Here is a 26,839-nt window from a genome sequence, read left to right on the forward strand (position 1 = left end):
ACACACTCTCCTTATCATACTGGGCCGCTCCTTTCTCTTCGTTCCTTAATAGGTTTGAATCTCCCATCCGTCTTCCGAAAGATATTCTGCATAAAGCACCGATTTATAGTTAGAAATACCTTGCTTGCGTAAAGAGTCGTTAAACGCCTCTTTTGTCATTCCCGCTTTTTCTAGGTTCTGTTCGTTTAACACACCATCGGCTACAACGACAATAGGTAATGTTTTGTAGGTTAACTGACCATTTGTCGTTTGGTAGCCTTGTTTTTTCACAACGCTAATGGAACCGTTCGACTCAAGAATACCGTAGTGAACCTCCCGAATTGAAAACACCTCTTTTTCTCTAAGCAGCATCGCAAGTTGATCAATATCTAGCTTGCTACGTTTCAACTCGTGATACATGATCTTCCCATCGTTAATAATCAGTTTTGGTGATCCTTCTAAAAAAGGCCTTGTAATCGGAAACTTTTGTGTGATGATTTCGACTGTATAGATGAGCAAACCCCAGGCACTAATGGCATAAAGGACATAAAGGATGCCGATATCTTTGTCGTAAATGGCATTTCCTACGAGCTCACCTAAGACGAGAGCTGAGATGAAATCAAAAGGGGTGAGTTGGTTAATCTGACTTTTTCCAAGCACTTTCATTAAAACAAGAAGAGCCCAAAAGCCAACGAAAAGCTCAACGGACAACGCTACAAAATTGGTGTTCACGATCTCACCCCTCTAAGGTGTTATGGTGAAAATGACCACGGTGTCATCAAACACCGTGGCTAATCTCTTTTAATGGAAATATGAGCGTGATTTAGTGTGCACTGCTTTACGTCGTTTTATGAGGAAGAGTTGAGATTAGAAAGAAGCTCATCGAAGATAGGGAGAATGTTTTTAGAGGCGATGACCATTTGGCCATATTCAGAATTAGGGAGATGGGGTGCTCCTCGAAACACAGATTTTATCTTACCTTTTTCTGTTAGCCAATGTTTTCTTAGGTAGGTCTCATAATGCTGCCAAAATGTTTGGATCGTGTGGACCTCTTCCTCAGTAAAAAGAAGACGAAGCTTTTTTTTCGAGAACGGTAGCGCCCGTTGTGTCCGTTCAAGCGCGCGACGATGGAGCGCTTGCTCTTGCTTAGCGACAGCTGAGCGAATTTCGTACATTAAGGTCATCACATAAGCAGCTTCCTCTTGATATAGACGATGCTGGGCAAGGTCAGCCTCTTTTTCTTCAATGAGTTTTGCTTTTTGGAGAGCGATCGTCAATCGGCGTACTTTCCACATGAGAAGGAAAATGATCAGTATTTGTCCTGCACATAGCATTAGTAGAAAATAGAACATTTCCATCAACTCTTTCCATGTATTCTCCTTCTATCATATCACGCTCTTTTGTTTTACATATATTTCAAGTAATAATCCGTTCATTTCCATTCATCCTAAATGTGAAACGAATAGATACAAAATATTGTGTGTAGAAACTGAGTTCAATGAATGATGGGGGTGAACAAAGTGAGAGTTAAACAATTGATGATCCTAACATGCCTCTGTGTGATCATTACCGGACTAGTTGCTTGCGGTCAAAGAGATCAAGTTCGACCAATGATGGTTGGGCATGATGCTGTTGCGGATCAAACTAATGCTGATCAGGCAAAGCAGGTGATTGCATCGATGGAAGAAGTAGTTAATGTAAAAGGTGTGTCTTTGGAGGACAAAATTTACGTAGCGCCACAGGTAAGGCACCGTTCCCGTTTTAATCTAGAAGGCATTCGGAAAGAAGGTTTTGAGCGGATTAAAAAACGTCACCCAGACGCAACCGTTTACTTTTCAACGGATAAAAAGATTTACATGGAGCTTGAAAAACTAGAGCAGCAGCTGCAAAAGCGAACGATTAGTAAAGGCCGTCTAAAAAAACGACTTGGAGAGCTTGAGGAATTAATGAAATGATAAAAGGAGGAAATGTACGAATGGGTGGAAACAACAAGCAATCGTTAACCCCTGAACAGCAGCAATATCAGGATCTTGCACAAAAGTATGAGCTTCAACGACCTGTTTTCAAAAATTGCATTCGAGCGTTTTTCATTGGTGGTCTCATTAGCTTGATTGGCCAATTGCTAATGACGTTTTTTATGACCTATTTTGATTTTACCGAGAAAACGGCAGGGGACCCAACGATCGCTGTATTAATTTTCCTTTCGGCCCTCTTAACAGGGTTAGGTGTATACGATCGAATGGCCCAATATGCTGGGGCGGGGACAGCAGTTCCTGTTACCGGTTTTGCGAATTCCATCGCCTCGGCAGCAATCGAGCACCGAACGGAAGGGTACGTACTCGGTGTTGGAAGTAACATGTTCAAGGTGGCGGGTTCGGTCATTGTATTCGGTACGTTTGCCGCCTTTATTATTGGCATCATTCATACGCTCGTGACGGGAGGTGTAGGACACTAATGTTAAAAGGAAGGCAAACATGGGAATTTGAAAACCGTCCCGTCATTCTTTCAAGTGCGGCAACGGCTGGTCCGTTTGAAGCGAATGGCCCATTAGCTGATGATTTCGATATTTTGTTTGAAGATATGTGGCTCGGTGAAGATTCTTTTGAAAAAGCGCAAAAAGTACTTATTGAAGAAGCGGCGAAGACGGCGATAGAAAAGGCGGGTATACAAAATGATGATATCCAATTTGTATTCGCTGGCGATTTACTTAATCAAATGACGTCGACTAGCTTTGCGTGTCGATCGCTATGCATTCCTTATTTCGGCTTGTTTGGAGCATGTTCCACTTCGATGGAAGGGTTAGCCCTAGCTGCGTTCGTGATTAATCATAGTGGAGCAAACTATGTATTGACCGGTTCAACCAGTCACAATGCAGCGATCGAGAAACAATTTCGTTATCCGACAGAATATGGGGCACAAAAGCCACCGACAGCCCAATGGACAGCAACTGCAGCTGGAGTTGGAGTTGTTGCGAAGGTGGGAAGTGGACCTGTTGTAACATCAGCTACGATTGGCAAGGTTGTAGATATGGGCTTGAGCGACCCCTTTAATATGGGAGAAGCGATGGCACCAGCGGCAGCTGATACGATTGAGATGCACTTTCAGGAGCGAGGAGTCGGACCCGACTATTATGACTTAATTGCTACGGGTGACCTCGGAAAAATCGGCTTACCTATTGTTAAGGAGATGCTCGAACAAAAAGGATATTCTTTTAACGATGGGCAATTGAATGATTGTGGTTTGATGATTTACCGGGATGGACAGCCTGTTTTGGCGGGAGGTAGTGGTTCCGGTTGTTCGGCGAGTGTCACATACGGTCACTTGTTAAATCGCATGAAAAAAGGTGAGATTAACCGCATGTTAATCGTAGCCACAGGGGCGTTACTATCGCCAATGTCTTACCAACAAAATGAAACGATTCCCTGCATTGCTCACGCTGTTTCGATTGAGGCTGGAGGTGCATTGGCATGATCTTTTTATGGGCATTTATCGTTGGCGGGCTCATCTGTGTCATTGGTCAACTTTTAATGGATGTGGGAAAATTAACGCCTGCACATACGATGAGTAGTCTCGTTGTAGCAGGTGCGGTCTTAGATGGTGTCGGTTTATACGAACCGTTGATTGATTTTGCAGGAGCTGGAGCGACTGTGCCGATTACGAGCTTTGGTAACGCCCTCGTACACGGTGCCATTTCCGAGGCACAACGTAACGGAATTATTGGGGTGATTACAGGTATTTTTGAAGTGACGAGTGCCGGGATTTCTTCCGCGATCATATTCGGTTTTATCGCAGCACTATTATTTAAACCTAAAGGGTAAGGGGTTTGAGATGGAGGACACTAATGCTTCACACCGTGAATGGCTAGCGTTGCTAAAAGGGATTGATGCAACGCTAACGGGCCTTTCATTAAAAACCGATGATCATCAGGCACATGCAGATTATCATCAAGCTGCCTTGCTCACAAGACGTGTCATTCGTGAGTTGGAAACACTAGAGAGACAAGCAAACAATCGGTGAAGAACAGAGGAGGGACAGCTTTGGCTGGTTGGTTGGAAGCGTTCATACGGAGTGTTTGTTCAATCATTGTTCTTTTTTTGGTGTTCAAAGCTTATGGAAGACGGTCGTTTCAAGACGTTAGTTTATTTCAAGGAGCCATGATCATCGCATTAGCAGGAATCGCTAGTATCGGATCCTTTCTCTTGACTGTACCGTTTATGCCGTTTTTCGTTGCACTTCTTCTTTGGAGCGCTGTGTTTTTAGGAGCGCACCGGTTGCAGGGGAAACATGGGGGCGCCCTCAAGTTTTTTGCTGGTCAACCAGAGACGGTAGTGGAAAAGGGAAAAATAAAAGAAGATGTTTTACACAAGCAAAAGCTAACAGCAGAAGACTTTATGCGAAAGCTTCGGGAAAAGAACATTTTTCAGCTTTCTGATGTGGAATGGGCGCAGCTAGAGACGAACGGCGCATTAACGGTTTTTCTCAAAGAAGGAAGATATTCTGAAGCTGCTTCAACCGGAAAACAAGGAAGGCGACAGCCACCTATGACGGTCATTCAAAATGGTCAAATCGTAGATAGCGCCTTGCAGAAACGTGGAGTCACTCGTGAATGGCTGAAAGCAGAGCTAGAAAAACAAGAGGTGTTGTTGGGCAACGTGTTTCTTGCTGAAATGGATCAAAATGGTCAGCTTTATGTCGACTTGTACAATGATGACATTACCCCTAAACCTGTAAATGAGCTACCACTGCTTCGTGAATCGATTAAAAAAGCGCAGGCCGATTTAGCCTATGCTGCATTAACAAGCACAAATCGAACGAACGCAAAGGTATATAGTAGGTGTGCGGAAACGATGCAACAAGTGGAAAACGTCGTCTCTCCATATGTCCGGTAATTTGGGTGAACCATGGGAATACGTGGTTCATCTTTTTTATGGTTACAGCACGACATTTTTGTACAAACCATTCATACCAATCCTTGCGGTGCATACACTTGTACAAATACAAATGAACAATAGGCGGGGATCAGATTGAGAAGATTTTGGTTAATCGCAATAAGTTTATTCGTCACCCTTTCCGTCGGCATTCCAGAGCGTGTTAGTGCAGAAACAACTGAACCTGCTTCCGTATCTGCACAAGCTGCCATTTTAATGGAGCAGTCAACAGGAAGAGTTCTCTATGAGAAAGACGCCCATACGTCATTACGAATTGCGAGTATTACGAAAATCATGACTGCGCTTTTAGCGATTGAGTCTGGGAAAATGGACGAGTGGGTGAAAGTCTCTTCAAATGCGGAAGGTACGGAAGGATCTTCTCTTTATTTGCGAGCAGGGGAAAAAATAAAGCTATCAGACCTCGTCTATGGTTTGATGCTACGCAGTGGGAATGATGCAGCTGTGGCGATTGCGGAACATGTAGGAGGAAGTATGGATGGTTTTGTTTATATGATGAATCAAAAAGCCGAGGAGTTAGGGATGTCGAACACCGTGTTTCAAAATCCGCACGGGCTCGATGATCATGAGGATCATTATTCTTCCGCCTATGACATGGCACTTTTGACACGCTATGCGATGAACAATGAAACGTATCAAGAAATCAGTGGAACGAAAACACATCGGGTCGATAACGGGGAGCAAATCCGTGTTTGGAAAAACAAAAATCGCTTACTGACCCAGCTTTATAAATATTCCACAGGTGGAAAAACAGGCTATACAAAGCGGGCGAAGAGAACACTTGTCTCGACTGCAAGCAAGGATGACTTAGATTTGATTGTTGTCACGTTAAATGCTCCTTCTGATTGGCATGATCATATGAATTTATTTAACTGGGCTTTTCATACTTTTGGGATGACAGAATTACTCGAGGAAGGAAAAGTAAAAGGATTGAAGGATGAGTTTTACGCTGGTCAAGTATACGCATCCCATGACGTTGTTTATCCACTAACGGAAGAGGAGAGGGAGAAGGTTCGGAAAGAAATTACCCTTTATCGCCCACCTAAGGATCGAAGGGAACCTCCCAATCTACCAAGCCCCATCGGGAAAATGTCGTTTTTTCTCGATGGACATGTGCTAACTGAAACACCTTTGTATTACAAAGGAACAGAGCCCAAGCCAAAAGGGTTCTGGTCTAAGTTTAAAGAGATCTTCTCATTAACGATCGGAGTGAGAAGCAGTGATTAACTATATTTGGGTAGGGATGCTCGTCATCGGAATCGTGTTTGCCGCAATAAACGGCACGATGGAAGAAGTGAATGAAGCGATTTTTACTGGGGCGAAGGAGGCCGTTGCCATATGCATCGGTCTCATTAGTATTCTCGTGTTTTGGCTAGGACTTATGAGAGTTGCCCAACAAGCAGGGCTGTTAAAAGGCTTGTCGCGTCTGATGCGACCTGTTGCAAAAAGGCTATTTCCTGAAGTCCCTCCTGATCATCCTGCTATGGGTTATATTTTATCCAACATGTCAGCGAACATGTTCGGTTTAGGGAACGCAGCTACACCGATGGGAATAAAAGCGATGGAGCAATTGAAGGAGCTAAATGGGGGAAAGGACTCTGCTAGCCGTTCCATGATCACTTTGCTAGCGATTAATACGGCAAGTATTACACTAATTCCGACAACTGTTATTTCGATTCGGATGAATTACGGGTCGGTGTCCCCGACGGATATCGTAGGTACGACTCTTGTAGCTACGGCGTGCTCAACGGTAGGTGCCATTGCGATTGATCGCTTCTTCTATTATCGGCGGGTACGAAAGGGGAGAGAATAATGGAATGGCTCACGACCGTGTCTATCTGGATGATTCCTGGTTTGATTGGAACGATCCTAGTTGTAGCAACGTACAAGCAGGTCCCTACGTACGAAACATTTGTGGAAGGAGCGAAGGAAGGCTTTGGCATGGCCGTTTCGATTATTCCATACTTGGTCGGCATGCTCGTTGCGATTTCTGTCTTTCGGGCTTCTGGGGCAATGGATGCGGTAATTTCTGCAATGAACCCTTTTTTAAGTGCGATTGGGGTCCCCTCTGAAGTTGTCCCACTTGCGTTCATTCGGCCGATTTCTGGAACGGGTGCGTTAGGAATGACATCTGATCTTATTGCCACCTATGGACCTGATTCATTCATCGGTCGATTGGCGGCAACGATGCAAGGAAGTACAGATACAACCTTTTATGTGCTAACCGTATATTTTGGAGCGGTTGGGATAAAAAAAATGGGTGACGCGTTAAAGGTAGGGTTATTAGCTGATGTGGTAGGGATTATTGCAGCCATTGTCGTCGTCACGATTGTTTTTGGCTCTATTTAATGGCATGATAGAAAAGCATGGCGGTTGGCCATGCTTTTTTCCTTGCAGAAAAAACGAAATGCTTTAACTTGTTCATCATACTAAAGTATGTGAACATTTCTCTTATATAATCAGCAGATGGAATGGAACGAGAATCAAGCGGTAGACTTGAGGACAAGAACGGAAGAAGCTATGATGATAAATGAGGTGTTAACATGGAACGTTTACAAAAAGTGATTGCACAGGCAGGCATTGCCTCAAGACGGAAAGCAGAACAGTTGATTTTAGAAGGGAAAGTCAAAGTCAACGGACAAGTCGTAAAAGAACTAGGGATCAAAGTAAACCCGAATCAAGATGACATCGAAGTCGAAGGGGTACCAGTTGAGAAAGAGGAACCAGTTTATTTTCTTCTTTACAAGCCGACCGGTGTCATCTCAAGCGTAAAAGATGATAAAGGACGAAAAGTGGTCACCGATTTTCTTGAAATTGAGCAGCGCGTATATCCTGTTGGTCGCCTTGACTATGATACGTCAGGCCTCCTTCTCTTGACGAATGATGGGGAATTTGCCAACTTGCTCATGCATCCGAGACATAAAATCGAAAAGGTGTATGTGGCAAAAGTGAAAGGAATCCCGACCCGAGATCAACTTAAGCTGCTCGCCAGAGGGGTGAAGCTTGAGGATGGTCCGACGGCTCCAGCTAAAGTAAAAATGCTGTCAGTGGATCGTCGAAAACAAACAGCGATCGTCAAGCTTACGATTCATGAGGGGCGAAATCGCCAAGTGCGGCGAATGTTTGAAACGATCGGTTGTGAGGTAATGAAGCTAAAACGAGAGCAGTTTGCCTTTTTAGATTTGTCGGGAATGAATCCAGGGGATGTCCGTCCACTGAAGCCAATTGAAGTCAAGCACTTACGGGAATTAGCTGTCACGAAAAAGTCATAAAGGAAAGCCAACAGTAATGTGGGACGACGTTATAATGGAAGAAGTCAATTCATTAGTCCTTATTTTGTAGCAAAGGGGAGAGACAAGGATGGATAAGCGAAAGCGATTTTGGATGCGATTGTCTATTTTAGCCGTTATTTCAGTTGCATTAGGCTACACGTTTTATTCAAACTTTTTTGCTGACCGAAGCTTAGCTCGTGCTGGTGAGCAGGCGGTTAACTTCGTTTTGGAAGATTTAGAAGGAGAGAGCATTGAGCTTCGCGAGTTAGAAGGGAAAGGGGTATTTCTGAATTTTTGGGGGACATACTGTCCGCCTTGCGAACGGGAAATGCCTCACATGGAAAAATTGTATGGAGAATATAAGGAGCAAGGTGTAGAGATTATTGCGGTGAATGCTAATGAACCAGAGCTTACGGTTCAACGCTTTGTCGACCGCTACGGACTTTCCTTTCCGATTGTGATCGATAAAGGGCTTAATGTCATCGATGCTTACGGAATTCGCCCTTTACCGACAACGATCTTAATTAACGAACATGGCGAAATCGTCAAAGTTCACACAGGTGGCATGACGGAACAAATGGTGGAGGAGTTCATGGAACTCATTAAACCTGAAGCTTAGAAAGACAATTGAGGTGTCCGACATGAATAAAGTAAAATGTGAATGCGGCCACGTAAACCCATTTGGGACGGTTCTCTGTGAATCATGCGGAAAGCCCGTGGAAGAAAATGATGATCAAAAAGGGCTTTTGAACATGCGCTACGAAGGGGTGGCGCGCCGTTCACAAACCTACACGACTACTTTTATCGATAAAATTTGGATGTTCTTCTCATCGGTAAAGGTCGGGATTTGGATCATCGTGTTAACGTTAGTCGCATCCATATTCGGGACGATTTTCCCGCAGGAAATGTACATTCCATCGAACGTCAGACCAGAAACACATTACGCGGAAGAGTATGGCGTTTTAGGGCAGATTTATTATCAATTAGGCTTTCATAATTTATACGGATCATGGTGGTACATGGCGCTTATTGCGGCCCTTGGTGTATCACTGATCATCTGTAGCCTTGACCGGGTCGTCCCTCTTTATCGGGCGTTAAAGACGCAACGTGTTACGCGACATGAAAACTTTTTAAAGCGGCAGCGTTTGTTCGGCACATCAAACGTTAACAATGTGGATGGCGTGCTTGAAACGGTGAAGGCTCGGCTTGAGGAGAAAAAGTACAAAGTTCGCGAAGAAAACGGCAATCTACTAGCGGAAAAAGGGCGCTTCTCCCGGTGGGGTCCTTACGTGAACCATATTGGCTTGATCATCTTTTTAATGGGCTGTATGTTTCGTTTCTTCCCCGGGATGTATGTGGATGAAAACATGTGGATTCGCGAAGGTGAAGTAATGGTCGTGCCAGGAACGAACAGTAAGTATTACCTTGGCAATGAGAGCTTTACGCTAGAGTTGTATGATGAGGAGGACGAGCTGTTTGCTGAAGCGATTGAGCGGGCAGGCGGGGCAGTTGCAAAAAACTATGAAACCGAAGCTGTGTTATATGAACGGGACCCAGGAGCAACGGTTGGTGCAACAAGTGAGCTGCAAGAGGTGGCGCGCCACAACATCCGCGTAAATGACCCATTGTCATATGAGGGCTTATCCATCTATCAAATCGATTATAAGCTTCATGAATTTAGCGTCATGAGCTTTACGTTAAACAAGAAAGAAACAGGAGAGTCATTAGGTCAAATCGATGTCGATTTGAATAATCCTGAAGATGAGTACGACCTTGGCAACGGAGCGAAAGTGATCCTTCGTGAGTATTTTCCGGACTATGAGTTAAATGAGCAAAACGTACCATCTACACGATCGCGTGTTCCTGATAATCCAGGGTTTATTTTTGAAATGATTACGCCGGAAACGCCAGAAGGTGAAATAAGCTTTGTCGCCGTTCAGCAAAATTTAGAGCCGTTAGGCGAGAATCAGTATGAGATGAAATTTGCTGACCTCGAAACGACTCACGTAACGGGGTTGACTGTACGAAAAGACTATACGCTTCCGTTCCTTTTCGTTGGAGGCTTCATTTTTATGGTCGGTTTGATCCAAGGCTCTTATTGGGCTCATCGCCGCGTGTGGTTGCAACGAGTAAACGGTGAAGTTTGGATCGCAGGTCACACGAATAAAAATTGGTCGTCCCTTCATAAGGAAATTGATGAAGCGATTGCAGAGACAGGATTAGGGTCCCCGTCTGATCAATTGGAAGAAAAGGAAAAGAACTCTGAACGAGAAAAGAAATTGGGAAAGGATAAAGGAGGAACAAACGAATGACGGCAGCACTGAGTAGTAACTTCCTGTTAGTTGCCTTCTTCCTCTATCTTGCAGCGACTATTTTTTATGCCGTGTCAATCATGGGTAAAAAATGGCGCAATAAAGAAGGAGAAATGAAGGGGAACCGTTGGGGCACCTTCGGGTATTATTCCGCTATCATCGCGTTGCTATTTGCCCTCGGTTATTTTATCACACGCTGGATGGTAGCTGGTTTTGCGCCAGTGAGTAACATGTTTGAATATGTAACGTTCTTTGGCATCTGTATCGGCCTCGCCTTTGTTATTATTAATGCCATCTATCGTTCTAACATATTAGGGTTGTTCACGATGCCGACCGTGATGCTCATGATTGCATACGCTTCGGTTTTTCCGAGCGAGGTTGCCCCTCTTATTCCGGCGTTGCAAAGCAACTGGCTTGCACTCCATGTAACGACGGTCGCATTAGGACAAGGGATACTAGCGGTTAGCTTTGCTTCGGGCCTTGTTTATTTAATTCGGACGATTGATTATTCCATCCAAAGCTGGAAGACGTTTTGGTTAGAATTTATTCTTTATAGTGTCATTACTGTCGTCGGATTTATATTAATTACGTATACATTCCAGGCGATGAACTATGAGGCGAAATTTAATTATGTGAATGAAAATGATGTCGAAGCGACAATGGAATATCATTTGCCACCGATCGTAGGTCCTCATGAAGGACAGCTCATTTCGGAAACGGGAAATCAACCGCTCGTTAATATGCCTGCTTGGATTAAGAGCGATCAGTTGAATACGGTCATTTGGTCATTCCTCGTAGGACTTGTTCTCTATCTCTTACTTTATCTCGTTTTCCGAAAGCCGGTCGGAGCCATTCTCCAACCAATTGTGAAGCGAGTCAGTCCACAGCTCGTAGATGAGATTAGTTATCGAGCGATTGCGATTGGGTTTCCTGTCTTTACGCTCGGAGGACTAATCTTTGCGATGATCTGGGCACAAATTGCTTGGACGCGTTTCTGGGGTTGGGACCCGAAGGAAGTATGGGCATTAATTACGTTTTTGTTCTATGCAGCCTACTTGCATTTACGTTTGTCAAAAGGTTGGCATGGAGAGCGTTCCGCTTGGTTGTGTGTTATCGGATTCGCGATCATTATGTTTAACTTAGTGTTTGTCAATCTTGTCATTGCAGGCCTGCACTCTTACGCAGGAGGCATGTAAAGGCGACCCCCGCAAACAAAGGCGGGGGTTTTTTCAAAAAGGTATGTTACACTATTTGTAAAGTTGCTTAACTGTTGATGGGGAGGTTTGTTTGATGGAAAAAGAAGCAAAAATTTTAGTCGTTGATGATGAAGATCGTATTCGTAACTTATTGAAAATGTACCTTGAGCGAGAAGCCTATGATGTGGAAGAGGCATCAGACGGAAAGGAAGCGCTCGAAAAAGCGCTTGCATTCGATTATGATGTCATTTTACTTGACCTCATGATGCCTGAAATGGATGGAATTGAAGTGTGTCAAAAGCTTCGCAAACAAAAAGCAACGCCGATCATTATGCTTACAGCAAAAGGAGAAGAAGCCAACCGCGTTCAAGGGTTTGAAGTCGGAACGGATGACTATATTGTGAAGCCATTCAGTCCGCGTGAGGTGGTCCTACGTGTAAAAGCGTTATTGCGTCGCTCGTCTTCAACGAAGTTTTTACAGACGGATACGCAAGCGAAAGATGTGCTCGTTTTTCCGCATTTATCTATCGACAATGATGCGCACCGGGTAACGGTGGCTGATCAAGAAATTAATTTAACACCGAAAGAATACGAGCTTCTCTATTATTTAGCCCAGTCACCAGATAAAGTCTTTTCAAGGGAGCAGCTATTGAAAGATGTATGGAACTATGACTTCTTTGGGGATTTGCGCACCGTCGATACGCATATTAAACGACTGCGTGAGAAATTAAACCGAGTGTCCCCACAGGCGGCCAGTATGATTTCGACTGTTTGGGGAGTGGGCTACAAATTTGAGGTCGTGAAAGAGTAATGCTTTGGCGCAGCGTCGTCGGAAAGTTATGGTTTACGATTATTTTGCTCGTGTCCTTCGTTCTAACAGTGTTGATGGTCATGCTGCTTCAGTTTTTTGAGCGTTTTCATGTGAATGAAGCTGAGTCTCAGCTCCTTAACCATGCGAACATGATCGCCACGATTTACGAAGAATACGATGATCGGGTAACTGCTCGAATGACAATTACTGAATATGCCAATGCGTTTGAAAAAAAAGTGGTGATCATCGAAGACAGAGCGAATTACTGGAGCACTGGGGAAGCAGGTCTTGTGAATTTGCCCCTCGAAGTCTTTGTCGAGCATCCGATGTTGGCACAAGTTTTTCAAGGGGAGCGGGCGGTCGTGACCGAAGATGATTTTTCCGAATTTTACCGCGGTGATTCTGATACTGGAATGATGATCGTCGGCATCCCCCTACATTTGGACGATGGTAATGATGCTGTGTTTTTATATCAACCACTTGCCACGATTGAAGAAACGTCAGCGGAAACGAAACGGATTGTCTATTTCTCCGCGGGAATTGCCATCGTGCTTACAACGGTATTTGCTTTTTTCCTATCTAGTCGAATTACCTCGCCACTTCGAAAGATGAGACAAGTGGCATTGGAAGTTGCCCAAGGGAAATTCAATACGAAGGTTCCAATTTTAACCCATGATGAAATTGGTCAACTCGCGATCGCTTTTAACCGAATGCGGCGGGAGTTGAATCGAAATGTGACGGAGTTGAATCAGGAAAAAGAGCAGCTCTCCCGAATTTTGAGCAGCATGGCCGACGGTGTGATTACCCTTGACAAGCGTGGGAAGGTGATGGTAACCAATCCTCCGGCTGAGCGATTTATTCAAGCATGGCATTACGAACAAGGATTAGTTCCTTCTGAGAAAAATGAGCTGCCACAAGCGATCCATCAACTTTATCAGCAAGTGGTTGCCTTGGAATCGGAGCAGATGACGGAATTAGATGTTCAAGGGCGAAGTTGGGCGATTCTTATGACGCCTCTCTACGATAACTCTTACGTCCGTGGAGCGGTGGCCGTTATTCGCGACATGACAGAGGAGCGTCGTCATGATAAGCTGCGAAAGGATTTTATCGCCAATGTATCCCATGAGCTGCGAACACCGATTTCCATGCTTCAAGGCTATAGTGAAGCAATCATTGATGACATCGCCGGGACGGATCAAGAAAAAAAAGAGTTAGCGAAAATCATTTACGATGAATCGCTACGCATGGGGCGCCTTGTTAATGAATTGCTCGATTTGGCAAGAATGGAAGCAGGCCACATCGATTTAAATTATGAAGAGATTGAAGTGAAAACGTTCTGTGAACGGATCACAAGAAAGTTCCAAGGACTCGCGAAAGAACAACAACTAACCCTTGATTTCATCTATCGAGGGGATGAAGGGAAACGGATTCAGGTCGACCCAGACAGGCTCGAACAAGTTCTCACCAATCTTCTATCTAACGCGATACGGCATACCGACCCAGGCGGTACGGTGCAACTCGCGTGTCATGTGATGGAAAACGGTATGAAAATTGACGTAACGGATACAGGAACAGGAATACCGGAAGAAGATTTACCGTACGTATTCGAGCGGTTTTATAAGGCGGACAAAGCACGGACGAGAGGAAGAAGTGGGACTGGGCTTGGACTTGCCATTGTCAAAAATATTGTTGATGCCCATAGTGGAGAAATTAGTGTCCACAGCAAACAACAAGAAGGGACAACCTTTACAGCCTTTTTCCCGAATGCTCGTACCATTTTGTAGAATCGACAGGAATAATCTTGTTCCATAAGAAACATTGAAGCTGACAAACGCCTCTCTCATGCGTAGGTCAGCTTCTTTTTCCCCCTATAATCGTTTTTTGAAAACATAGCTCACTTTATCGTAAGCGCCTTTTTCCATATAAAACCGATGGGCCTCGGTTCGGCTAACATTGGATGACAGGGAAATGGCTTCGTATCCTTTTGTTTTGGCCCATGCTTCCACATGAGCCAGTAACATGAGCCCGTATCCGTTTGATCGATGGTGTTCATCTGTGACAAGGTCAGTTACCCAAATGCTTTTTCCGTTATAAAGCGTTGTTTGTGGCATAAAGCCAATGACAGCACAGAGGGTGTCTTCCACCTCCAAGGCAAACATTCGATAGCCTTCGTTTTTTGTCGCTTCATGGACAAGTTCTAAGTAACTAGCTTCGGTTAAATGAGGACGAAGCTGACGGATGAGGGGGAAAGCCTCAAGCCATTCTTGTTCGACTATTAATGATCGAATCAAGCTTCTCATCTCCCTCCTAGTTTATACTCCATCGTGATTACGTTAAGTCTTGCACCATCCGATCTTTCCATCATTTCTTCCTTTGTGTTCGCAAAGCCTAACGAATCGTAGAAAGCCACATTTTGCGCCATGTCCGCTCTCACTTTACAAACAACCGTTGCACACTTTTGTTCCTTCGCAAGTGTCATGAGATGGTCTATGAGCCGGCGGGCAATTCCTTGGTTTCGGGCTTCTGGTATAACGGAAAGTCGGAAGAAATAAAGCTGTTTATCATGAACCACAAACTTTACCATCCCTACACATTTATCGTTATGCTTATAAAGGAGGACTTGGGTGCCTGATGTTAATTCCTGTTCGATATCGGACACCGCTTCTCGTAAGGCAGTGGTCGGTGGGGTGGCGTAACGATATTCGTCAAACGCTTGATGAAGCACGGAATGAATCTCTTTTGCATCTTTCTTTTCAGCGTGCACGATGGTCATGACTCTCTCTCCTTTTTTCATTCAATGTAACATGTTTGTAAAAAGGATGGAACCCTTTTCCTGAATGATTCGTTTCACAATAAAAAGAGGGGGTCATGACGAAAATGAAAAAAATTGTAGGGAGCCTCATCGGTGTTATGCTTCTATTATTCATCGTAGGTTGCAGCAATACGGAGCAAATGGAAATGTTTGATGCGGGGAATATGGAGGGTGCCGATATGAATGTAGCTACCGATTATTCGGTCTCAGAGGAAGGAATGGAGGAAGAAGCTGCACTTGAAAAGGTAGAATTAGATACGGAAATTGAGACGGAGGAAAGAGGAAGTGCTGTTCCAGAGGGAATGGAACGAATGATCATTTACACTGGAGACATGGAGGTAGAGGTAGAGTCGTATGATGAGGCAGAGCAGCAGCTTACGTCGACTGCTCAATCTCTCGGTGGATTTATTGTGGAATCGTCTAAAAATGAACATGAAGACGGTCATACGTCTGGTTATCTTGTGGCGCGAGTCCCACAAGAGCGGTTAGATGATTTTGTTCAAGAAGTGAAAGAAACGAGTCTTTCCATTCATTATCAACAATTAAGCGGTAGTGATGTGACGGAGGAATATGTTGATTTAGAAGCGAGGCTTAAGTCAAAGCGAGTGATGGAAGAACGATTAATCACGTTTTTGGAAGAAGCCGATTCAACGGAAAACTTATTAAAAGTTTCCAATGATCTTGGGAAAGTTCAGGAGGAGATTGAACAGCTCGTCGGTCGGATGAACTATTTAGAGGATCGTGTCCGATATGCTTCCATGACCATTTCCATAAGAGATCGTGGGATCGAGGTAGGAAGCTTACAAGGACAAAACACGTTAAACACGTGGGCAAACGCAAAGAAACTATTTATGGATACGACAAATGGAATCATCGCCTTTTTCTCTGGGCTTGTCGTTTTGCTAATTGGGTTTTCGCCGATTTTATTTCCACTGATCGTCATTGCAGTTGTCATGATCATTCTCGTTCGCCGAAAGAAAAAAATGTCTACACCGCCTGTTCAGGAAGAGTAGATTTTTGCAAAAACGCTGTTCTTTTGCGTTATTTTTTGTATAATAAAGACGACTTATCAATGAATCGTATATCGCGCTGAAGGGTCGTTCAATGTTTGAGCGTGAAAAGGGAAGTCGGTGAAAATCCGACACGGTCCCGCCACTGTAAATGGGAGAGGCTTGCAAGATCCACTGTCTAGCGACGGGAAGGGGGGCAAGTACTCGATGAACATAAGTCAGGAGACCTGCCTTTCAGTTTGAGTGTGTAGCCTTCGAGGAAAAGGTGAAGCAGTTCATTTGATTTCATGGAGATAGCATGGGATCTAGACTGGTTTTGCAAAAACACTCTGAAGGGAGTGTTTTTCTTTTTCACTTACGAAAGTTTAACTTCCATTAAGGTTAGGCGACAAGCCAAGTTTTCTATGCTAGTGGCCCACCACCTTCAGCGACGAGCGCCATTGATTAGTACGATAGAGAAAAGAGGGGATCAGTAGATGAAGTCGAATGTACGGTTATGGCTTCTGGCCTTGCTCTTGACGCTAGGTCTAGTGGCGTGTGGCACAACCACGGACGAGCCTGAAGCTCCAGCGGATGACCAAGGAACAGATGTAGTAGAGGAAGAAGCGGGTGGGGAATTCCCACGGACGATTACAGATTCATTAGGAAATGAAGTAACGATTGAAGAAGAGCCAGAACGAGTCGTCTCGTTAATTCCGAGCATTACCGAAACATTATTTGCGATCGATAAAGGGGACACCGTTGTCGGCCGCACTGATTTTGACAACTATCCGGAAGAAGTTGAGGATATTCAGAGCGTCGGCGGTATGGAGTTCGACGTAGAACAAGTGCTAGCACTCGAGCCCGATCTTGTCCTTAGCCACGGATCAGGTGCCCATTCATCCGAAGGCGGTTTAAACCAACTTCGGGAAGCGGGAGTTACGGTCGTTGTCGTTCATGATGCGTCTAGCATTGATGAAGTGTACGACTCGATAGCGATGATTGGTGAAGCAACAGGTGCTGATGAGCAAGCAGCTACCGTCATTAGCGACATGAAGGAAGGCTTTGCTGCACTAGCTGAAAAGGCTGAGGCGATCACAGACGAAGAGCGTGCAAACGTTTGGGTTGAAGTTTCTCCTGAGCCTGAAATCTATACAACAGGGAAAGGGACCTTCTTAGATGAAATGCTCACATTGATCAACGCGGACAATGCCGCGGGAGATGTGGAAGGTTGGGTTCAGTTCTCAGAGGAAGAGGCGGTTGCCTTCCAACCGGATGTGATCATAACAACATATGGCTATTACGTTGAAGATCCAGAGAAACAAGTGATGGCGCGTGACGGCTGGCAGAGCGTGCCTGCAGTAGAGAACGAGCGAGTGTACGATGTTCATTCAGACGAAGTGACTCGCTCAGGACCACGACTTGTACAAGGGGCAGAGAAGCTTGCGGAACTCATTTATCCAGACGTTTTTGCGGAATAATTTGCTTTTCGTGTATGGAGCGAGCGCAATCTTTTTGTTCGTCGCCATCATCATTAGCATCGGAAAGGGAAGTGTGGAGCTTCCCTTTTTCACCATTTTGGCGATTATTGGACAATACGTCTTTCATTTGCCTGTAGACAGTGGAGTCGACCAAACAATGGTGAGCATTGTAGTCGACATTCGCTTACCGCGTGTATTGCTCGCTGCTTTTGTCGGCGCGAGCCTCGCACTTGCAGGGGCGGCTTTTCAAGGGTTGTTAAAAAATCCATTAGCTGATCCGTATACACTCGGCGTTTCGTCAGGCTCAGCACTAGGAGCCGTCTTTGTCCTGTTTTTTGCCGTTCAATTGCCGATTCTCGGCTTTTTTACGCTACCGGTCGTTGCGATCATTACAGGATTTTCCACCTTGTTCCTCGTGATTATGTTTGCAAGGCTCGTTCAGCGCTCCATGTCAACAGAGACGATTATTTTAGCTGGAATCATATTTAGCTCGTTTTTAGGGGCACTCATTTCGCTCATGATTGCGTTGACAGGAGAGGAATTGCGACAAATTATCGGTTGGCTCTTAGGCAGTGTGTCGATGCGGGGCTGGGACTATGTAAAATTGCTCGTCCCTTGTTTTTGTTTTGGGGCCCTTTTGTTAATGGTTAATCGCAAGGAACTAAACGCCCTTGCCTTTGGAGAGGAAACAGCCAAACATTTAGGGGTAAACGTCAAAAGGCGTAAATATATGATCCTGATCTCGGCTTCTATTTTAACGGGATCAGCTGTTGCTGTCTCAGGCACAATCGGCTTTGTCGGCTTGGTTATTCCTCATATCACCCGATTAGTAGCTGGACCCGACCACCGCCACTTATTACCTTTATCAATGATGATCGGTGCTGGGTTTCTTACCTTAACGGATTTATTCGCACGGACAGTCATTGCACCGACCGAACTACCCATTGGTGTGATCACTGCGATCGTCGGCGCACCTGTCTTCGGATTATTGCTTATCAGACAGCGAAAAAAACTGCTCTCGTAAGGAGTTGGACCATATGCTTGATGCACAAAATGTAAGTGTTGGCTATGATGAAAAGACACCGATTATTCAGCAACTCTCGTTCCAAGTTCATAAAGGTGAAATTTTCGGTATTCTTGGTCCGAACGGGAGTGGGAAAACGACATTGTTGAAGGCTGTGAGCGGCCTGTTGTCACCTTCGGAAGGGACGATCACCCTACAAGGAAAAGCCATTGCCGATTATCATTCAAAAGAGCTGGCACAAAAAATGGCCGTGCTGCCCCAGACAGCCGACACCGCCTTTGCTTATAAAGTAAAAGAGGTGGTCGCTCTTGGGCGTTATCCCCATCAAAAGGGTTGGCTTGCCTCCGAATCGCAAGAAGATGAACGAGTCATCCGTGAGGCGATGGAGCAAACTGATACGTGGAAGTTTCGCAATAAGCCGTTACAAACGTTGAGCGGAGGTGAGCGCCAGCGAGCTTTGCTTGCCCGAGCCCTTTGCCAGGAGCCTGATCTCCTTTTGCTTGATGAGCCGACCAATCATCTCGATATTTCGCACCAAATGCAGTTACTCGATGCGTTGAAAGACTGGACACGAACGCGCCAGTTGACTGTTGTGGCCATTTTGCACGATTTGAATATGGCGAGCCTCTATTGTGATCGCGTATTGCTTCTTAATGAGGGACGGATGGTCGATCTTAATAGCCCACGCCAAGTGATGACCGAACACCAGCTGGCCAACGTTTACGAAACGAAAATTCGCCGCAACGAACACCCGACGATTCCAAGGCCACTCGTCACATTTGAGCCGGCGGCAATAAGAAGCAAACCAAGCTCCCCTATTTCTGAGCTTGAGGTTTTTACCTCCGAGCAACTAATTAAGGTGACAAGCTCCATAAGGTGGAAAACGTTATCATCTGCTGTATTAGGGGCAGGGTTCAAATGGCATCAAACGTTTGTGAACAGGCATGTATCAAAAGACTATTATTGTGATGATGTGGAGCTGGAGTTTCAAACGTTTTTATCAAATGTAGGGGTCGATGGAACCGATGCGTTAGGGATGATGACGGCCGCTATTCTTGAAGATGTTGCCATAACCGAAGCGACTTATGAATCGTTTAAAGTACGAGTGTTTGTGACGGCCGGAATATCAAATGCAGTGGATGCTGCCAAAGCTCATCTTCGCAAGCGAAATGAGGCAACGGTCGGAACGATCAATACGTGGGTGTTCATTGAAGGAACACTGCCTGATGCCGCCTATGTCCAAGCGCTGATGACAGCTACAGAAGCAAAAGGGAGAGCGCTTGCGGAGAAGGAGATTCTCGATCCTGTAACAGGGACTCTTGCGACGGGTACATCCACTGACAGTGTTATGATCGCAAGTTCACAGACCGGGACGTACTTCCCTTATGCGGGAACAATCACTCCGCTCGGTCAAGCGATCGGAAAGCTCGTCTACGATGCAACCATTCAAGCGGTGACAGACAATGAAAAGCGGAGGCTTGAACGATGATCGCTTGTCACGTAATCGCGATCGTTAGTGCCTTTATTCTTGATAAGTGGCTAGGTGATCCGAAGTGGCTTCCTCATCCTGTCGTCGGAATGGGGAAGTTGATCACTTATTTCGAGAGAAGATGGAATTGTGGTAGGTGGAGACGAGAAAAAGGCGTGCTGCTGCTCCTAACGGTTTTATTGATCGTGACAGCTTTATCCCTTGCTCTCGTATGGTTGTCCTATCAAGTCCACCTTCTGCTCGGTGTCATAGTAGAAGCTCTATTGATTGCTTCAACGATTGCGGCCAAAGGATTAAAAGAGGCGGCGGAAGAAGTTGCTCGTCCCTTAGCAACCAGAAACTTGTTAGAGACTAGGCGGAAGCTATCGTATATTGTCGGTCGAGATACTGATCAACTAGATGAGAAAGAGATCGCCCGAGGTGCGATTGAGACGGTTGCTGAAAACACAAGTGACGGAGTAACGGCCCCTCTTTTTTATGCCTTGATCGGTGGAGCCCCCTTAGCCCTTCTATACCGAGCCACGAACACGTGCGACTCGATGGTCGGTTACAAAAATGAGCGCTACCGCGACTTCGGTTGGGCTTCCGCTAAATTTGACGATGTTCTGAACTGGGTTCCGAGTCGTATCACTGGTGTATTGATGCTTCTTCTTCATCGAAAAAGGCGCCAAGCACCGTTAGGTCAATCTTTAAAGATGCTTGCGAGGGAAGCGAAGAAACACCCGAGCCCAAACAGTGGCTGGGGTGAAGCGGCGATGGCGTTGCTCCTCCATGTGACTTTAGGGGGAACGAATACATATCAAGGAATGACCTCGGAGCGGGCGAAAATGGGATACGGAACAAAGGCGATGACCGCTAAGGACATTGACGAATCGATCGCGATTATGAATCGAACGGTGCTCGGCTTTCTTGTTTTTTTATTTCTGTTAGGGGGATTCATTTATGCGATTACCTAATCATGGCGCTAACCCAAAAACACTCGCTGCCCAAATGGGGACAAGTTTGACTGGGGAGGCCATTGATTTTAGTGTCAATACGAACCCGTTCGGCCCGCCCCCACAGTTACTAGCTTACTTGAGGAAACAGCTAGATCAAGGACTGTTTACCCAATACCCAGACCAAGAGGCAAGCGAGTTAGCCCGTGCGATTGCCATAAAAGAACATGTACCTCCTTCCAGTGTGCTTGTAGCGAATGGAGCCGCGCAAATCATTTATACGATTGCCCAGCTATGGCATAAGCAGCGAGTGGCCATTGTTGAACCTACGTTTTTAGAGTATGAAGAGGCGTGCTTGGCAAATGATTGTTCGGTCGAACGGATTATGCTACCACCTCCATGGTCTCTTGATCTAGACCGTATGACCGCTGTGCTCAAGCGGACAGACCTCCTGTTTATATGCCATCCGAACAATCCAACGGGTGTCGCCTATCGTAAAGAGCAGCTCATCGAACTGTTAGAGCTTGCAAAGCAGTTTGGAACGACTCTTGTCATTGACGAAGCGTTTTATGATTTTATGGAAGTTCCGATTACGTTTACCGCTCAAGCGGCTGCAAACGAAGGGATCATCGTCGTTCGTTCGATGACGAAAATGTTTACAATTCCCGGACTAAGGCTTGGATATGCCATTTCAGCTCCTAGTGTCATAGAAAAGTTGAAAAGCAAAATTCCGCCTTGGAGTGTAAACGGATTGGCGGATAAGGCTGGGCAGTTTTGTTTGCGGGAGACAATGTTTGTCCGCGATTCAGCGCAAAGAATTGCTGCAGCCAGGGCAGAGATGCAAGCAGGCTTCCGGCATCTTGGATTTGACGTTTCTCCATCGGTAGTCAATTTTTTCGTCATATCTGATCCGAGAGAGTCGATTGGGATGCTGGCAATGCTTAAAGGATTACTTGACCGCGGATTTGTCCTTCGCCATACGGAAAATTTTCCTGGGCTTGACGGCCGATATCTTCGCGTGGCCGTTAAAGATCAAGATACGAACCGGAAGTTGCTACAGGCAGTAAAAGATTGGGTGGAAGGTGAGACGTCATGTTTGTCTTCATTTCAGGAGCGGTGAGAAGCGGAAAAAGTAGTTATGCGGAAGCGCGAGCGATCGAATCGATCAGCAAGCAAAGTGGAGGTCAGCTCTATTATGTCGCCACAAGCACCGTGGCGGACCATGAGATGGCAAGCCGTATTGAACACCATCAACAGCAGAGAGAGGAGGCAGGGGTGCCATGGAACGTCATTGAAGCACAGGTTGATATCGGTTCACTTGCGGCAAATTTTGATGAAAGAGATATTGTTCTTATTGATTGCTTAACGACGTTATTAAACAATGAACTGTTTCGCACGTTAGATGCAAAGGAGTACTCTTTAGCGAAGGAAAAAGAGCGAACCGTTGCGAAGCTGTCACAGGAATTGGATTTATTTTTGCACGGGAACTGGACGACCCTTCTCGTAAGCAATGAGGTCGGTGACGATATGCCATACGAAGATGAATATACGTTAGCCTATCAACATGCTCTAAGTCTCCTTCATCAAAAGCTCGTTCGTGAAGGAGATGAAGCGGTGCTTGTGGAACATGGCATCCCGCTCGTGAAAAAAGGAGGCTAGGGTCATGAAAGGTATTATGGTACAAGGAACCGCTTCAGATGTTGGTAAGAGCTTAATCTGTACCGCTCTTTGCCGAATTTTCGCGCGGAGAGGTTATAAAGTGACTCCGTTTAAGTCACAAAACATGTCGAACAATTCGTATATTACCGTTGAAGGATTGGAAATTGGTAGAGCCCAAGGAATTCAGGCCGAAGCTGCGATGGAAGAGGCTAGTGTGTATATGAATCCGATTTTGCTAAAGCCACGAAACGATCGGGAAGCAGAAATTGTTTGCTTCGGTCAAGCAGTGGATACGGTCTCTGGCGTCAAATATCGCGATGGTTTTTATAAGCGAGGACTGGAGGCGATCAAGCAAGCGTTAGCCACGTTAAGTCAGTCTTTTGATATGGTTGTGATCGAAGGAGCTGGCTCTCCCGTTGAAGTCAATTTGAATGACAGAGAGCTTGTGAATATGAAGGTGGCTGAACTAGCGGACGTTCCGGTCATCCTTGTAGCTGATATTGAACGAGGCGGGGTGTTTGCTAGTCTTTACGGTACATTGGAACTTCTCCAACCGAATGAACGGAAGCGGGTCGTCGGGATCATTGTAAATAAATTTCGTGGTGACCCCGAATTGTTTTCGTCAGGGGTTCAGTGGATTGAACAGCATTTAGATGTCCCTGTGCTCGGTGTACTTCCTCACCTGCCTGGGGTTCGGATTGAAGGTGAGGATTCCTTATCAAAGGGACAGGTAACCTCGGTTCTTCCTAGAGATCAAAGCATTGATATCGCCGTTCTCGATTTACCTTATCTTTCGAATTATACTGACTTGGAGCCGTTTCGCTATGAAGAAGATGTGGCGATTCGCTTCGTCTCAAGCGTCGATGCGTTAGGAAGGCCAGATGCAATTATTTTGCCTGGAACGAAGAGCACCTTTCATGACCTGCAAATTTTAAAAGAAAAAGGATTTAAAGAGCGTCTTCATGAATATGTAACAACAGACGGTACGGTCGTCGCCATCTGTGGAGGCTTTCAAATGCTCGGCCATCGGCTTATTGATGTGGCAGGGTCTGATACTGGAATCAAAGGGGCAACAATCGATGGGCTCGGTCTCGCTCCGGTTGAAACCAGATTCGCAGAAAAAAAGAAAACTGTCCGTTCTTTGGGGCAACTTTTACATCCATTCGGAACGGCAAAAGACATTTACGGGTTTGAAATTCATTTAGGTGAAACGGATATTGTTGATCCGTCCATTCCTGCTTTTTTACGTGTAGGCAATCATACCGATGGCGTTTATTTACATGAAGGAAGACTAATCGGCACTTATTTCCATCATCTCTTTTTTAATGATGACTTTCGCAGCGGATGGCTCGATACACTAAGAAGAAAAAAAGGTTTACGCGAGCGGCCAACCGTCGAGCTAGAAAAATGTAGACGTGCGTCCTACGATCAATTAGCGGACGAAGTGGAACGAGTTCTTCATGTGGACAGCTTGCTAGAAAAAATGGAACGGTGGGGCGAAACATCATGAAACATGGCCTGAACGGATTGCTTTTAGCGTTTCAATTTTTAACGACTGTGCCGATCACGCGGCAGATTCCATGGACTGCACGCTCTGCCCGCTGGTCGATTGTCTGTTATCCCTTAACTGGGCTTGTATTAGGTGGTTTGCTAGTAAGCCTTTACCTTTTGCTGTCCCCGTTTCTCTCGCCGTTAGTGCTGGCAGCTCTACTGGTGACACTCTCTATTTTCTATTCTGGCGGGTTGCACCTCGATGGGTGGATGGACGTGAGTGACGCATTTCTTTCTAGACGAGACCGTGAAACAAAATTGATCATCTTAAAAGATTCCCGTGTCGGCGCATTTGCGGTCATGACAACGATCCTCCTCATCGGCTGGAAGGTACTCCTGCTAATGGAGCTGATCGCTTTGGCTCCCCGTGAATTCACGTGGCTGCTTTTGCTCGTGCCCGTTTGTTTGCGTTGGATGATCATCGTCCAGCTTATCTATGGTAAGGCGGCCTCCGATCAGGGGATGGCGGCCAGCTTGCTGCCATATGTAACGACACACGTGAAAAACGCATCGAGAGTATGGTTTCTATTCATTGCTGGAGCTTGTTTTCTCTTGCTGCAAAACGTGATTCTCACCTTATGCTTCCTGCTGATGATTTGGCTTTTCCCCCTCTTCTGGCTGCGCGTGTGCAAACGGGAAATTGGGGGGATGTCTGGTGATACGATTGGCGCAAGTATCGAAGGGGGCGAGCTATTCCTATGGGGCATCATGTGGACATTCTTCTTATCCGTCACAGCCTAACAGTGTGCAATGAACAGAAGCGATATAATGGATGGAAGGACGAGCATTTATCTCCGAACGGAAGGGCTGCTGCGCAAATGCTTTCCCAACGTATGCCACCAGTCGATCGCGTTTGTTCTAGCGATTTAAACCGGGCTTGTGAAACGGCTTCGATTCTATTTCCAGGTCATGAGATTCAAGCGTTCCCTGAGTTTCGCGAAGTGAATTTTGGGTGTTGGGAAGGAAAACGTTACGATGAACTTATGGGCGAACCTTCTTATCGCCAATGGCTTGAGAACTCGGAGCAGTTTTACCCGCCTGATGGAGAGACATTGCCTACCTTCTATAAAAGGGTCAACCAGGGATGGGGAAATGTATTACAAGTAGCAAACGCTAGAAAGGCGCAACGGCTCGCAGTGGTCACCCATGCAGGAGTCATTCGCGTGCTGCTCGATACGTGGGCAAGGCGTGAGGATGTCACGTTTTGGGATTGGAAAATTCCATTTGGTGTAGGCTATTGGATTTCCGGTATGTATGAAAAAGAAAGGAAGGAATTTCAGTGCATTTCGTTACAGGAGGAGCATTTCATGGAAAGCACCAATGGGTGAGAGAGCACTATAAGCTCCAAAGGCGATCGGACTATGTTGTTCATAACGGATTTGCAGGTGCAAAAGTTTTACCATCAAGTATTGAAGAAGGAGAGCTTGTCATTGTGACAGGGCTCCATCTGTACATTCGAATGCTGCAAGGGCATGAGGAGCCGCGAACAGTGTTTAAACATTGGCTTCAAGACGCGATTTCATGGGAAAAAGGGGGAAAGACGGTCGTTCTGATCGGAAATGAGATTGGCAAAGGCATTGTGCCTGTAAAACGAGAGGACAGGGAATGGCGTGACCTTGTTGGTTTGTGTTATCAAGATATCGTTCGATTAGCTGAGCGGGTCGATCTCATCTGGTACGGCTTGAACCAGCAAATAAAATAAAGGGGGACTGTCACATGCGACTTTATACACGAACTGGAGATGAAGGAAAAACAAGTGTGATCGGGGGGCGATTAGCTAAGGATGATACAAGGGTGGTAGCCTATGGGACAACAGATGAATTAAATTCGTTTGTCGGATTGGCCATCACACAGCTGGACGAAAATACATTTGCTGATATCCGTGGTGAACTATTCAAAATCCAGCATGAGCTCTTTGACTGTGGCGGTGATTTGGCGATGCTGAAAGTGAAGGAAGATCGTCCATACAAAGCGAAGCAAGAGATCGTCGACTTCCTTGAGCAACGAATTGATGCCTACATTAAGGAAGCAGCAGAATTAGAGCGATTTATTTTACCGGGAGGCTCTGAGGCTGCCGCGAGCCTCCACGTATGTCGCACGATTGCCCGGAGAGCCGAGCGTTACGTTACGCGATTGCAGCGAGAAGGGGAGATTAACCCGATCGTATTAAAATATTTGAACCGATTATCAGACTACTTTTTTGCTGTTGCCCGTGTAGTAAACTCCCGTCTAGGGGTCCCTGATGTGGAGTATGAGCGAAGTGCGATTGTGTTCCGTGACGGCAAGCGAAAAGAAGATAAGAAATAGGGTAGAGCGAGCCTCAATATGACGTGAATCAAATACGTTTTACAAGTTACAACCCCCTTTTCCGTGAGAGCACTAG

The 26,839-nt window shown here is 45.6% G+C and carries 31 protein-coding genes and 1 riboswitch; of the genes, 27 read left to right on the top strand and 4 right to left on the bottom strand.

Annotation, left to right across the window (positions count from 1 at the left end; all coding sequences use genetic code 11):
- Positions 1-45 precede the first annotated feature (45 nt).
- On the bottom strand, positions 46-711 hold the full coding sequence (locus tag FED51_RS08500) for a YetF domain-containing protein (protein WP_010897728.1): 666 nt from the start codon (positions 709-711) through the stop codon (positions 46-48).
- Positions 712-827: 116 nt separating this feature from the next.
- Complete coding sequence (locus tag FED51_RS08505; RefSeq protein WP_138090388.1) at positions 828-1,331, bottom strand: hypothetical protein; 504 nt, start codon at positions 1,329-1,331, stop codon at positions 828-830.
- A 168-nt stretch (positions 1,332-1,499) separates the two neighbouring features.
- On the opposite strand from FED51_RS08505, the gene FED51_RS08510 reads away from it, so the two are divergent.
- From FED51_RS08510 to FED51_RS08580, 15 genes are all read left to right on the top strand, one after another.
- On the top strand, positions 1,500-1,934 hold the full coding sequence (locus FED51_RS08510; protein WP_233443886.1) for a YhcN/YlaJ family sporulation lipoprotein: 435 nt from the start codon (positions 1,500-1,502) through the stop codon (positions 1,932-1,934).
- Between the two features lie 20 nt (positions 1,935-1,954).
- Positions 1,955-2,434 carry a stage V sporulation protein AC gene (gene spoVAC / locus FED51_RS08515; RefSeq protein ID WP_010897731.1) on the top strand — a complete coding sequence of 160 codons (480 nt, stop codon included), beginning with the start codon at positions 1,955-1,957 and terminating at the stop codon, positions 2,432-2,434.
- Complete coding sequence (gene spoVAD, locus FED51_RS08520) at positions 2,434-3,450, top strand: stage V sporulation protein AD (RefSeq protein ID WP_010897732.1); 1,017 nt, start codon at positions 2,434-2,436, stop codon at positions 3,448-3,450. The genes spoVAC and spoVAD overlap by 1 nt, the downstream gene beginning before the upstream one ends.
- Positions 3,447-3,797, top strand: a complete 351-nt coding sequence (gene spoVAE, locus FED51_RS08525) for a stage V sporulation protein AE (RefSeq protein ID WP_010897733.1) — start codon at positions 3,447-3,449, stop codon at positions 3,795-3,797. The genes spoVAD and spoVAE overlap by 4 nt, the downstream gene beginning before the upstream one ends.
- Before the next feature lie 10 nt (positions 3,798-3,807).
- Positions 3,808-3,996: a DUF1657 domain-containing protein gene (locus tag FED51_RS08530; RefSeq protein WP_010897734.1), complete on the top strand. Its 189-nt coding sequence runs from the start codon at positions 3,808-3,810 to the stop codon at positions 3,994-3,996.
- A 20-nt stretch (positions 3,997-4,016) separates the two neighbouring features.
- On the top strand, positions 4,017-4,868 hold the full coding sequence (locus FED51_RS08535) for a DUF421 domain-containing protein (RefSeq protein ID WP_053431411.1): 852 nt from the start codon (positions 4,017-4,019) through the stop codon (positions 4,866-4,868).
- Between the two features lie 135 nt (positions 4,869-5,003).
- On the top strand, positions 5,004-6,152 hold the full coding sequence (locus tag FED51_RS08540; protein ID WP_053431410.1) for a D-alanyl-D-alanine carboxypeptidase family protein: 1,149 nt from the start codon (positions 5,004-5,006) through the stop codon (positions 6,150-6,152).
- Entirely contained in the window at positions 6,145-6,738 is a 594-nt protein-coding gene (locus FED51_RS08545; RefSeq protein ID WP_010897737.1) for a nucleoside recognition domain-containing protein, read from the top strand. The genes FED51_RS08540 and FED51_RS08545 overlap by 8 nt, the downstream gene beginning before the upstream one ends.
- Positions 6,738-7,274 (top strand): spore maturation protein, encoded by a 537-nt coding sequence (locus tag FED51_RS08550; RefSeq protein WP_010897738.1) that lies wholly within the window; start codon positions 6,738-6,740, stop codon positions 7,272-7,274. The genes FED51_RS08545 and FED51_RS08550 overlap by 1 nt, the downstream gene beginning before the upstream one ends.
- Before the next feature lie 194 nt (positions 7,275-7,468).
- Positions 7,469-8,197, top strand: a complete 729-nt coding sequence (locus tag FED51_RS08555) for a pseudouridine synthase (RefSeq protein WP_010897739.1) — start codon at positions 7,469-7,471, stop codon at positions 8,195-8,197.
- Between the two features lie 88 nt (positions 8,198-8,285).
- Complete coding sequence (gene resA / locus FED51_RS08560; protein WP_010897740.1) at positions 8,286-8,816, top strand: thiol-disulfide oxidoreductase ResA; 531 nt, start codon at positions 8,286-8,288, stop codon at positions 8,814-8,816.
- Positions 8,817-8,838: 22 nt separating this feature from the next.
- On the top strand, positions 8,839-10,509 hold the full coding sequence (gene resB / locus FED51_RS08565) for a cytochrome c biogenesis protein ResB (RefSeq protein ID WP_010897741.1): 1,671 nt from the start codon (positions 8,839-8,841) through the stop codon (positions 10,507-10,509).
- The gene (ccsB, locus tag FED51_RS08570) at positions 10,506-11,705 is read left to right on the top strand and encodes a c-type cytochrome biogenesis protein CcsB (RefSeq protein ID WP_010897742.1); all 1,200 of its coding nucleotides are present in this window, start codon (positions 10,506-10,508) and stop codon (positions 11,703-11,705) included. The genes resB and ccsB overlap by 4 nt, the downstream gene beginning before the upstream one ends.
- 94 nt (positions 11,706-11,799) lie before the next feature.
- On the top strand, positions 11,800-12,516 hold the full coding sequence (locus FED51_RS08575) for a response regulator transcription factor (protein ID WP_010897743.1): 717 nt from the start codon (positions 11,800-11,802) through the stop codon (positions 12,514-12,516).
- Complete coding sequence (locus FED51_RS08580) at positions 12,516-14,300, top strand: ATP-binding protein (protein ID WP_053431409.1); 1,785 nt, start codon at positions 12,516-12,518, stop codon at positions 14,298-14,300. The genes FED51_RS08575 and FED51_RS08580 overlap by 1 nt, the downstream gene beginning before the upstream one ends.
- Positions 14,301-14,384: 84 nt before the next feature.
- Here the strand turns inward: FED51_RS08580 and FED51_RS08585 are convergent, their stop codons facing one another.
- Both FED51_RS08585 and FED51_RS08590 read right to left on the bottom strand, forming a co-directional pair.
- The gene (locus FED51_RS08585; protein WP_053431408.1) at positions 14,385-14,816 is read right to left on the bottom strand and encodes a GNAT family N-acetyltransferase; all 432 of its coding nucleotides are present in this window, start codon (positions 14,814-14,816) and stop codon (positions 14,385-14,387) included.
- Positions 14,813-15,289, bottom strand: coding sequence for a GNAT family N-acetyltransferase (locus FED51_RS08590; RefSeq protein WP_053431407.1), 477 nt, complete (start codon positions 15,287-15,289; stop codon positions 14,813-14,815). Before FED51_RS08590 ends, FED51_RS08585 begins: the two co-directional genes overlap by 4 nt.
- A gap of 104 nt (positions 15,290-15,393) precedes the next feature.
- Between FED51_RS08590 and FED51_RS08595 the strand changes: the two genes are divergently transcribed.
- From FED51_RS08595 to FED51_RS08650, 12 genes are all read left to right on the top strand, one after another.
- On the top strand, positions 15,394-16,341 hold the full coding sequence (locus FED51_RS08595) for a DUF4349 domain-containing protein (RefSeq protein ID WP_050768968.1): 948 nt from the start codon (positions 15,394-15,396) through the stop codon (positions 16,339-16,341).
- Between the two features lie 64 nt (positions 16,342-16,405).
- A riboswitch (cobalamin riboswitch) is annotated at positions 16,406-16,587 on the top strand.
- Positions 16,588-16,814: 227 nt separating this feature from the next.
- Positions 16,815-17,798, top strand: coding sequence for an ABC transporter substrate-binding protein (locus tag FED51_RS08600; protein ID WP_010897748.1), 984 nt, complete (start codon positions 16,815-16,817; stop codon positions 17,796-17,798).
- Positions 17,761-18,822 (top strand): FecCD family ABC transporter permease, encoded by a 1,062-nt coding sequence (locus FED51_RS08605; RefSeq protein ID WP_053431405.1) that lies wholly within the window; start codon positions 17,761-17,763, stop codon positions 18,820-18,822. The genes FED51_RS08600 and FED51_RS08605 overlap by 38 nt, the downstream gene beginning before the upstream one ends.
- 13 nt (positions 18,823-18,835) lie before the next feature.
- Entirely contained in the window at positions 18,836-20,311 is a 1,476-nt protein-coding gene (locus FED51_RS08610) for a heme ABC transporter ATP-binding protein (RefSeq protein WP_053431404.1), read from the top strand.
- Complete coding sequence (gene cbiB / locus FED51_RS08615; protein WP_053431403.1) at positions 20,308-21,267, top strand: adenosylcobinamide-phosphate synthase CbiB; 960 nt, start codon at positions 20,308-20,310, stop codon at positions 21,265-21,267. The genes FED51_RS08610 and cbiB overlap by 4 nt, the downstream gene beginning before the upstream one ends.
- Positions 21,254-22,366, top strand: a complete 1,113-nt coding sequence (gene cobD / locus FED51_RS08620; protein WP_053431402.1) for a threonine-phosphate decarboxylase CobD — start codon at positions 21,254-21,256, stop codon at positions 22,364-22,366. The genes cbiB and cobD overlap by 14 nt, the downstream gene beginning before the upstream one ends.
- Positions 22,339-22,905, top strand: a complete 567-nt coding sequence (locus tag FED51_RS08625) for a bifunctional adenosylcobinamide kinase/adenosylcobinamide-phosphate guanylyltransferase (protein WP_053431401.1) — start codon at positions 22,339-22,341, stop codon at positions 22,903-22,905. Before cobD ends, FED51_RS08625 begins: the two co-directional genes overlap by 28 nt.
- Before the next feature lie 4 nt (positions 22,906-22,909).
- Positions 22,910-24,415 (top strand): cobyric acid synthase, encoded by a 1,506-nt coding sequence (locus FED51_RS08630; protein ID WP_053431400.1) that lies wholly within the window; start codon positions 22,910-22,912, stop codon positions 24,413-24,415.
- Entirely contained in the window at positions 24,412-25,197 is a 786-nt protein-coding gene (locus FED51_RS08635) for an adenosylcobinamide-GDP ribazoletransferase (RefSeq protein WP_010897755.1), read from the top strand. The genes FED51_RS08630 and FED51_RS08635 overlap by 4 nt, the downstream gene beginning before the upstream one ends.
- Positions 25,155-25,784 (top strand): histidine phosphatase family protein, encoded by a 630-nt coding sequence (locus tag FED51_RS08640; RefSeq protein WP_053431399.1) that lies wholly within the window; start codon positions 25,155-25,157, stop codon positions 25,782-25,784. The genes FED51_RS08635 and FED51_RS08640 overlap by 43 nt, the downstream gene beginning before the upstream one ends.
- Positions 25,736-26,158 (top strand): bifunctional adenosylcobinamide kinase/adenosylcobinamide-phosphate guanylyltransferase, encoded by a 423-nt coding sequence (locus FED51_RS08645; RefSeq protein WP_175414313.1) that lies wholly within the window; start codon positions 25,736-25,738, stop codon positions 26,156-26,158. Before FED51_RS08640 ends, FED51_RS08645 begins: the two co-directional genes overlap by 49 nt.
- Before the next feature lie 14 nt (positions 26,159-26,172).
- On the top strand, positions 26,173-26,763 hold the full coding sequence (locus FED51_RS08650) for a cob(I)yrinic acid a,c-diamide adenosyltransferase (RefSeq protein WP_053431397.1): 591 nt from the start codon (positions 26,173-26,175) through the stop codon (positions 26,761-26,763).
- Positions 26,764-26,839: the final 76 nt, after the last annotated feature.

Source organism: Halalkalibacterium halodurans (assembly GCF_005671335.1).
GTDB classification, from domain to species: domain Bacteria; phylum Bacillota; class Bacilli; order Bacillales; family Bacillaceae_D; genus Halalkalibacterium; species Halalkalibacterium halodurans.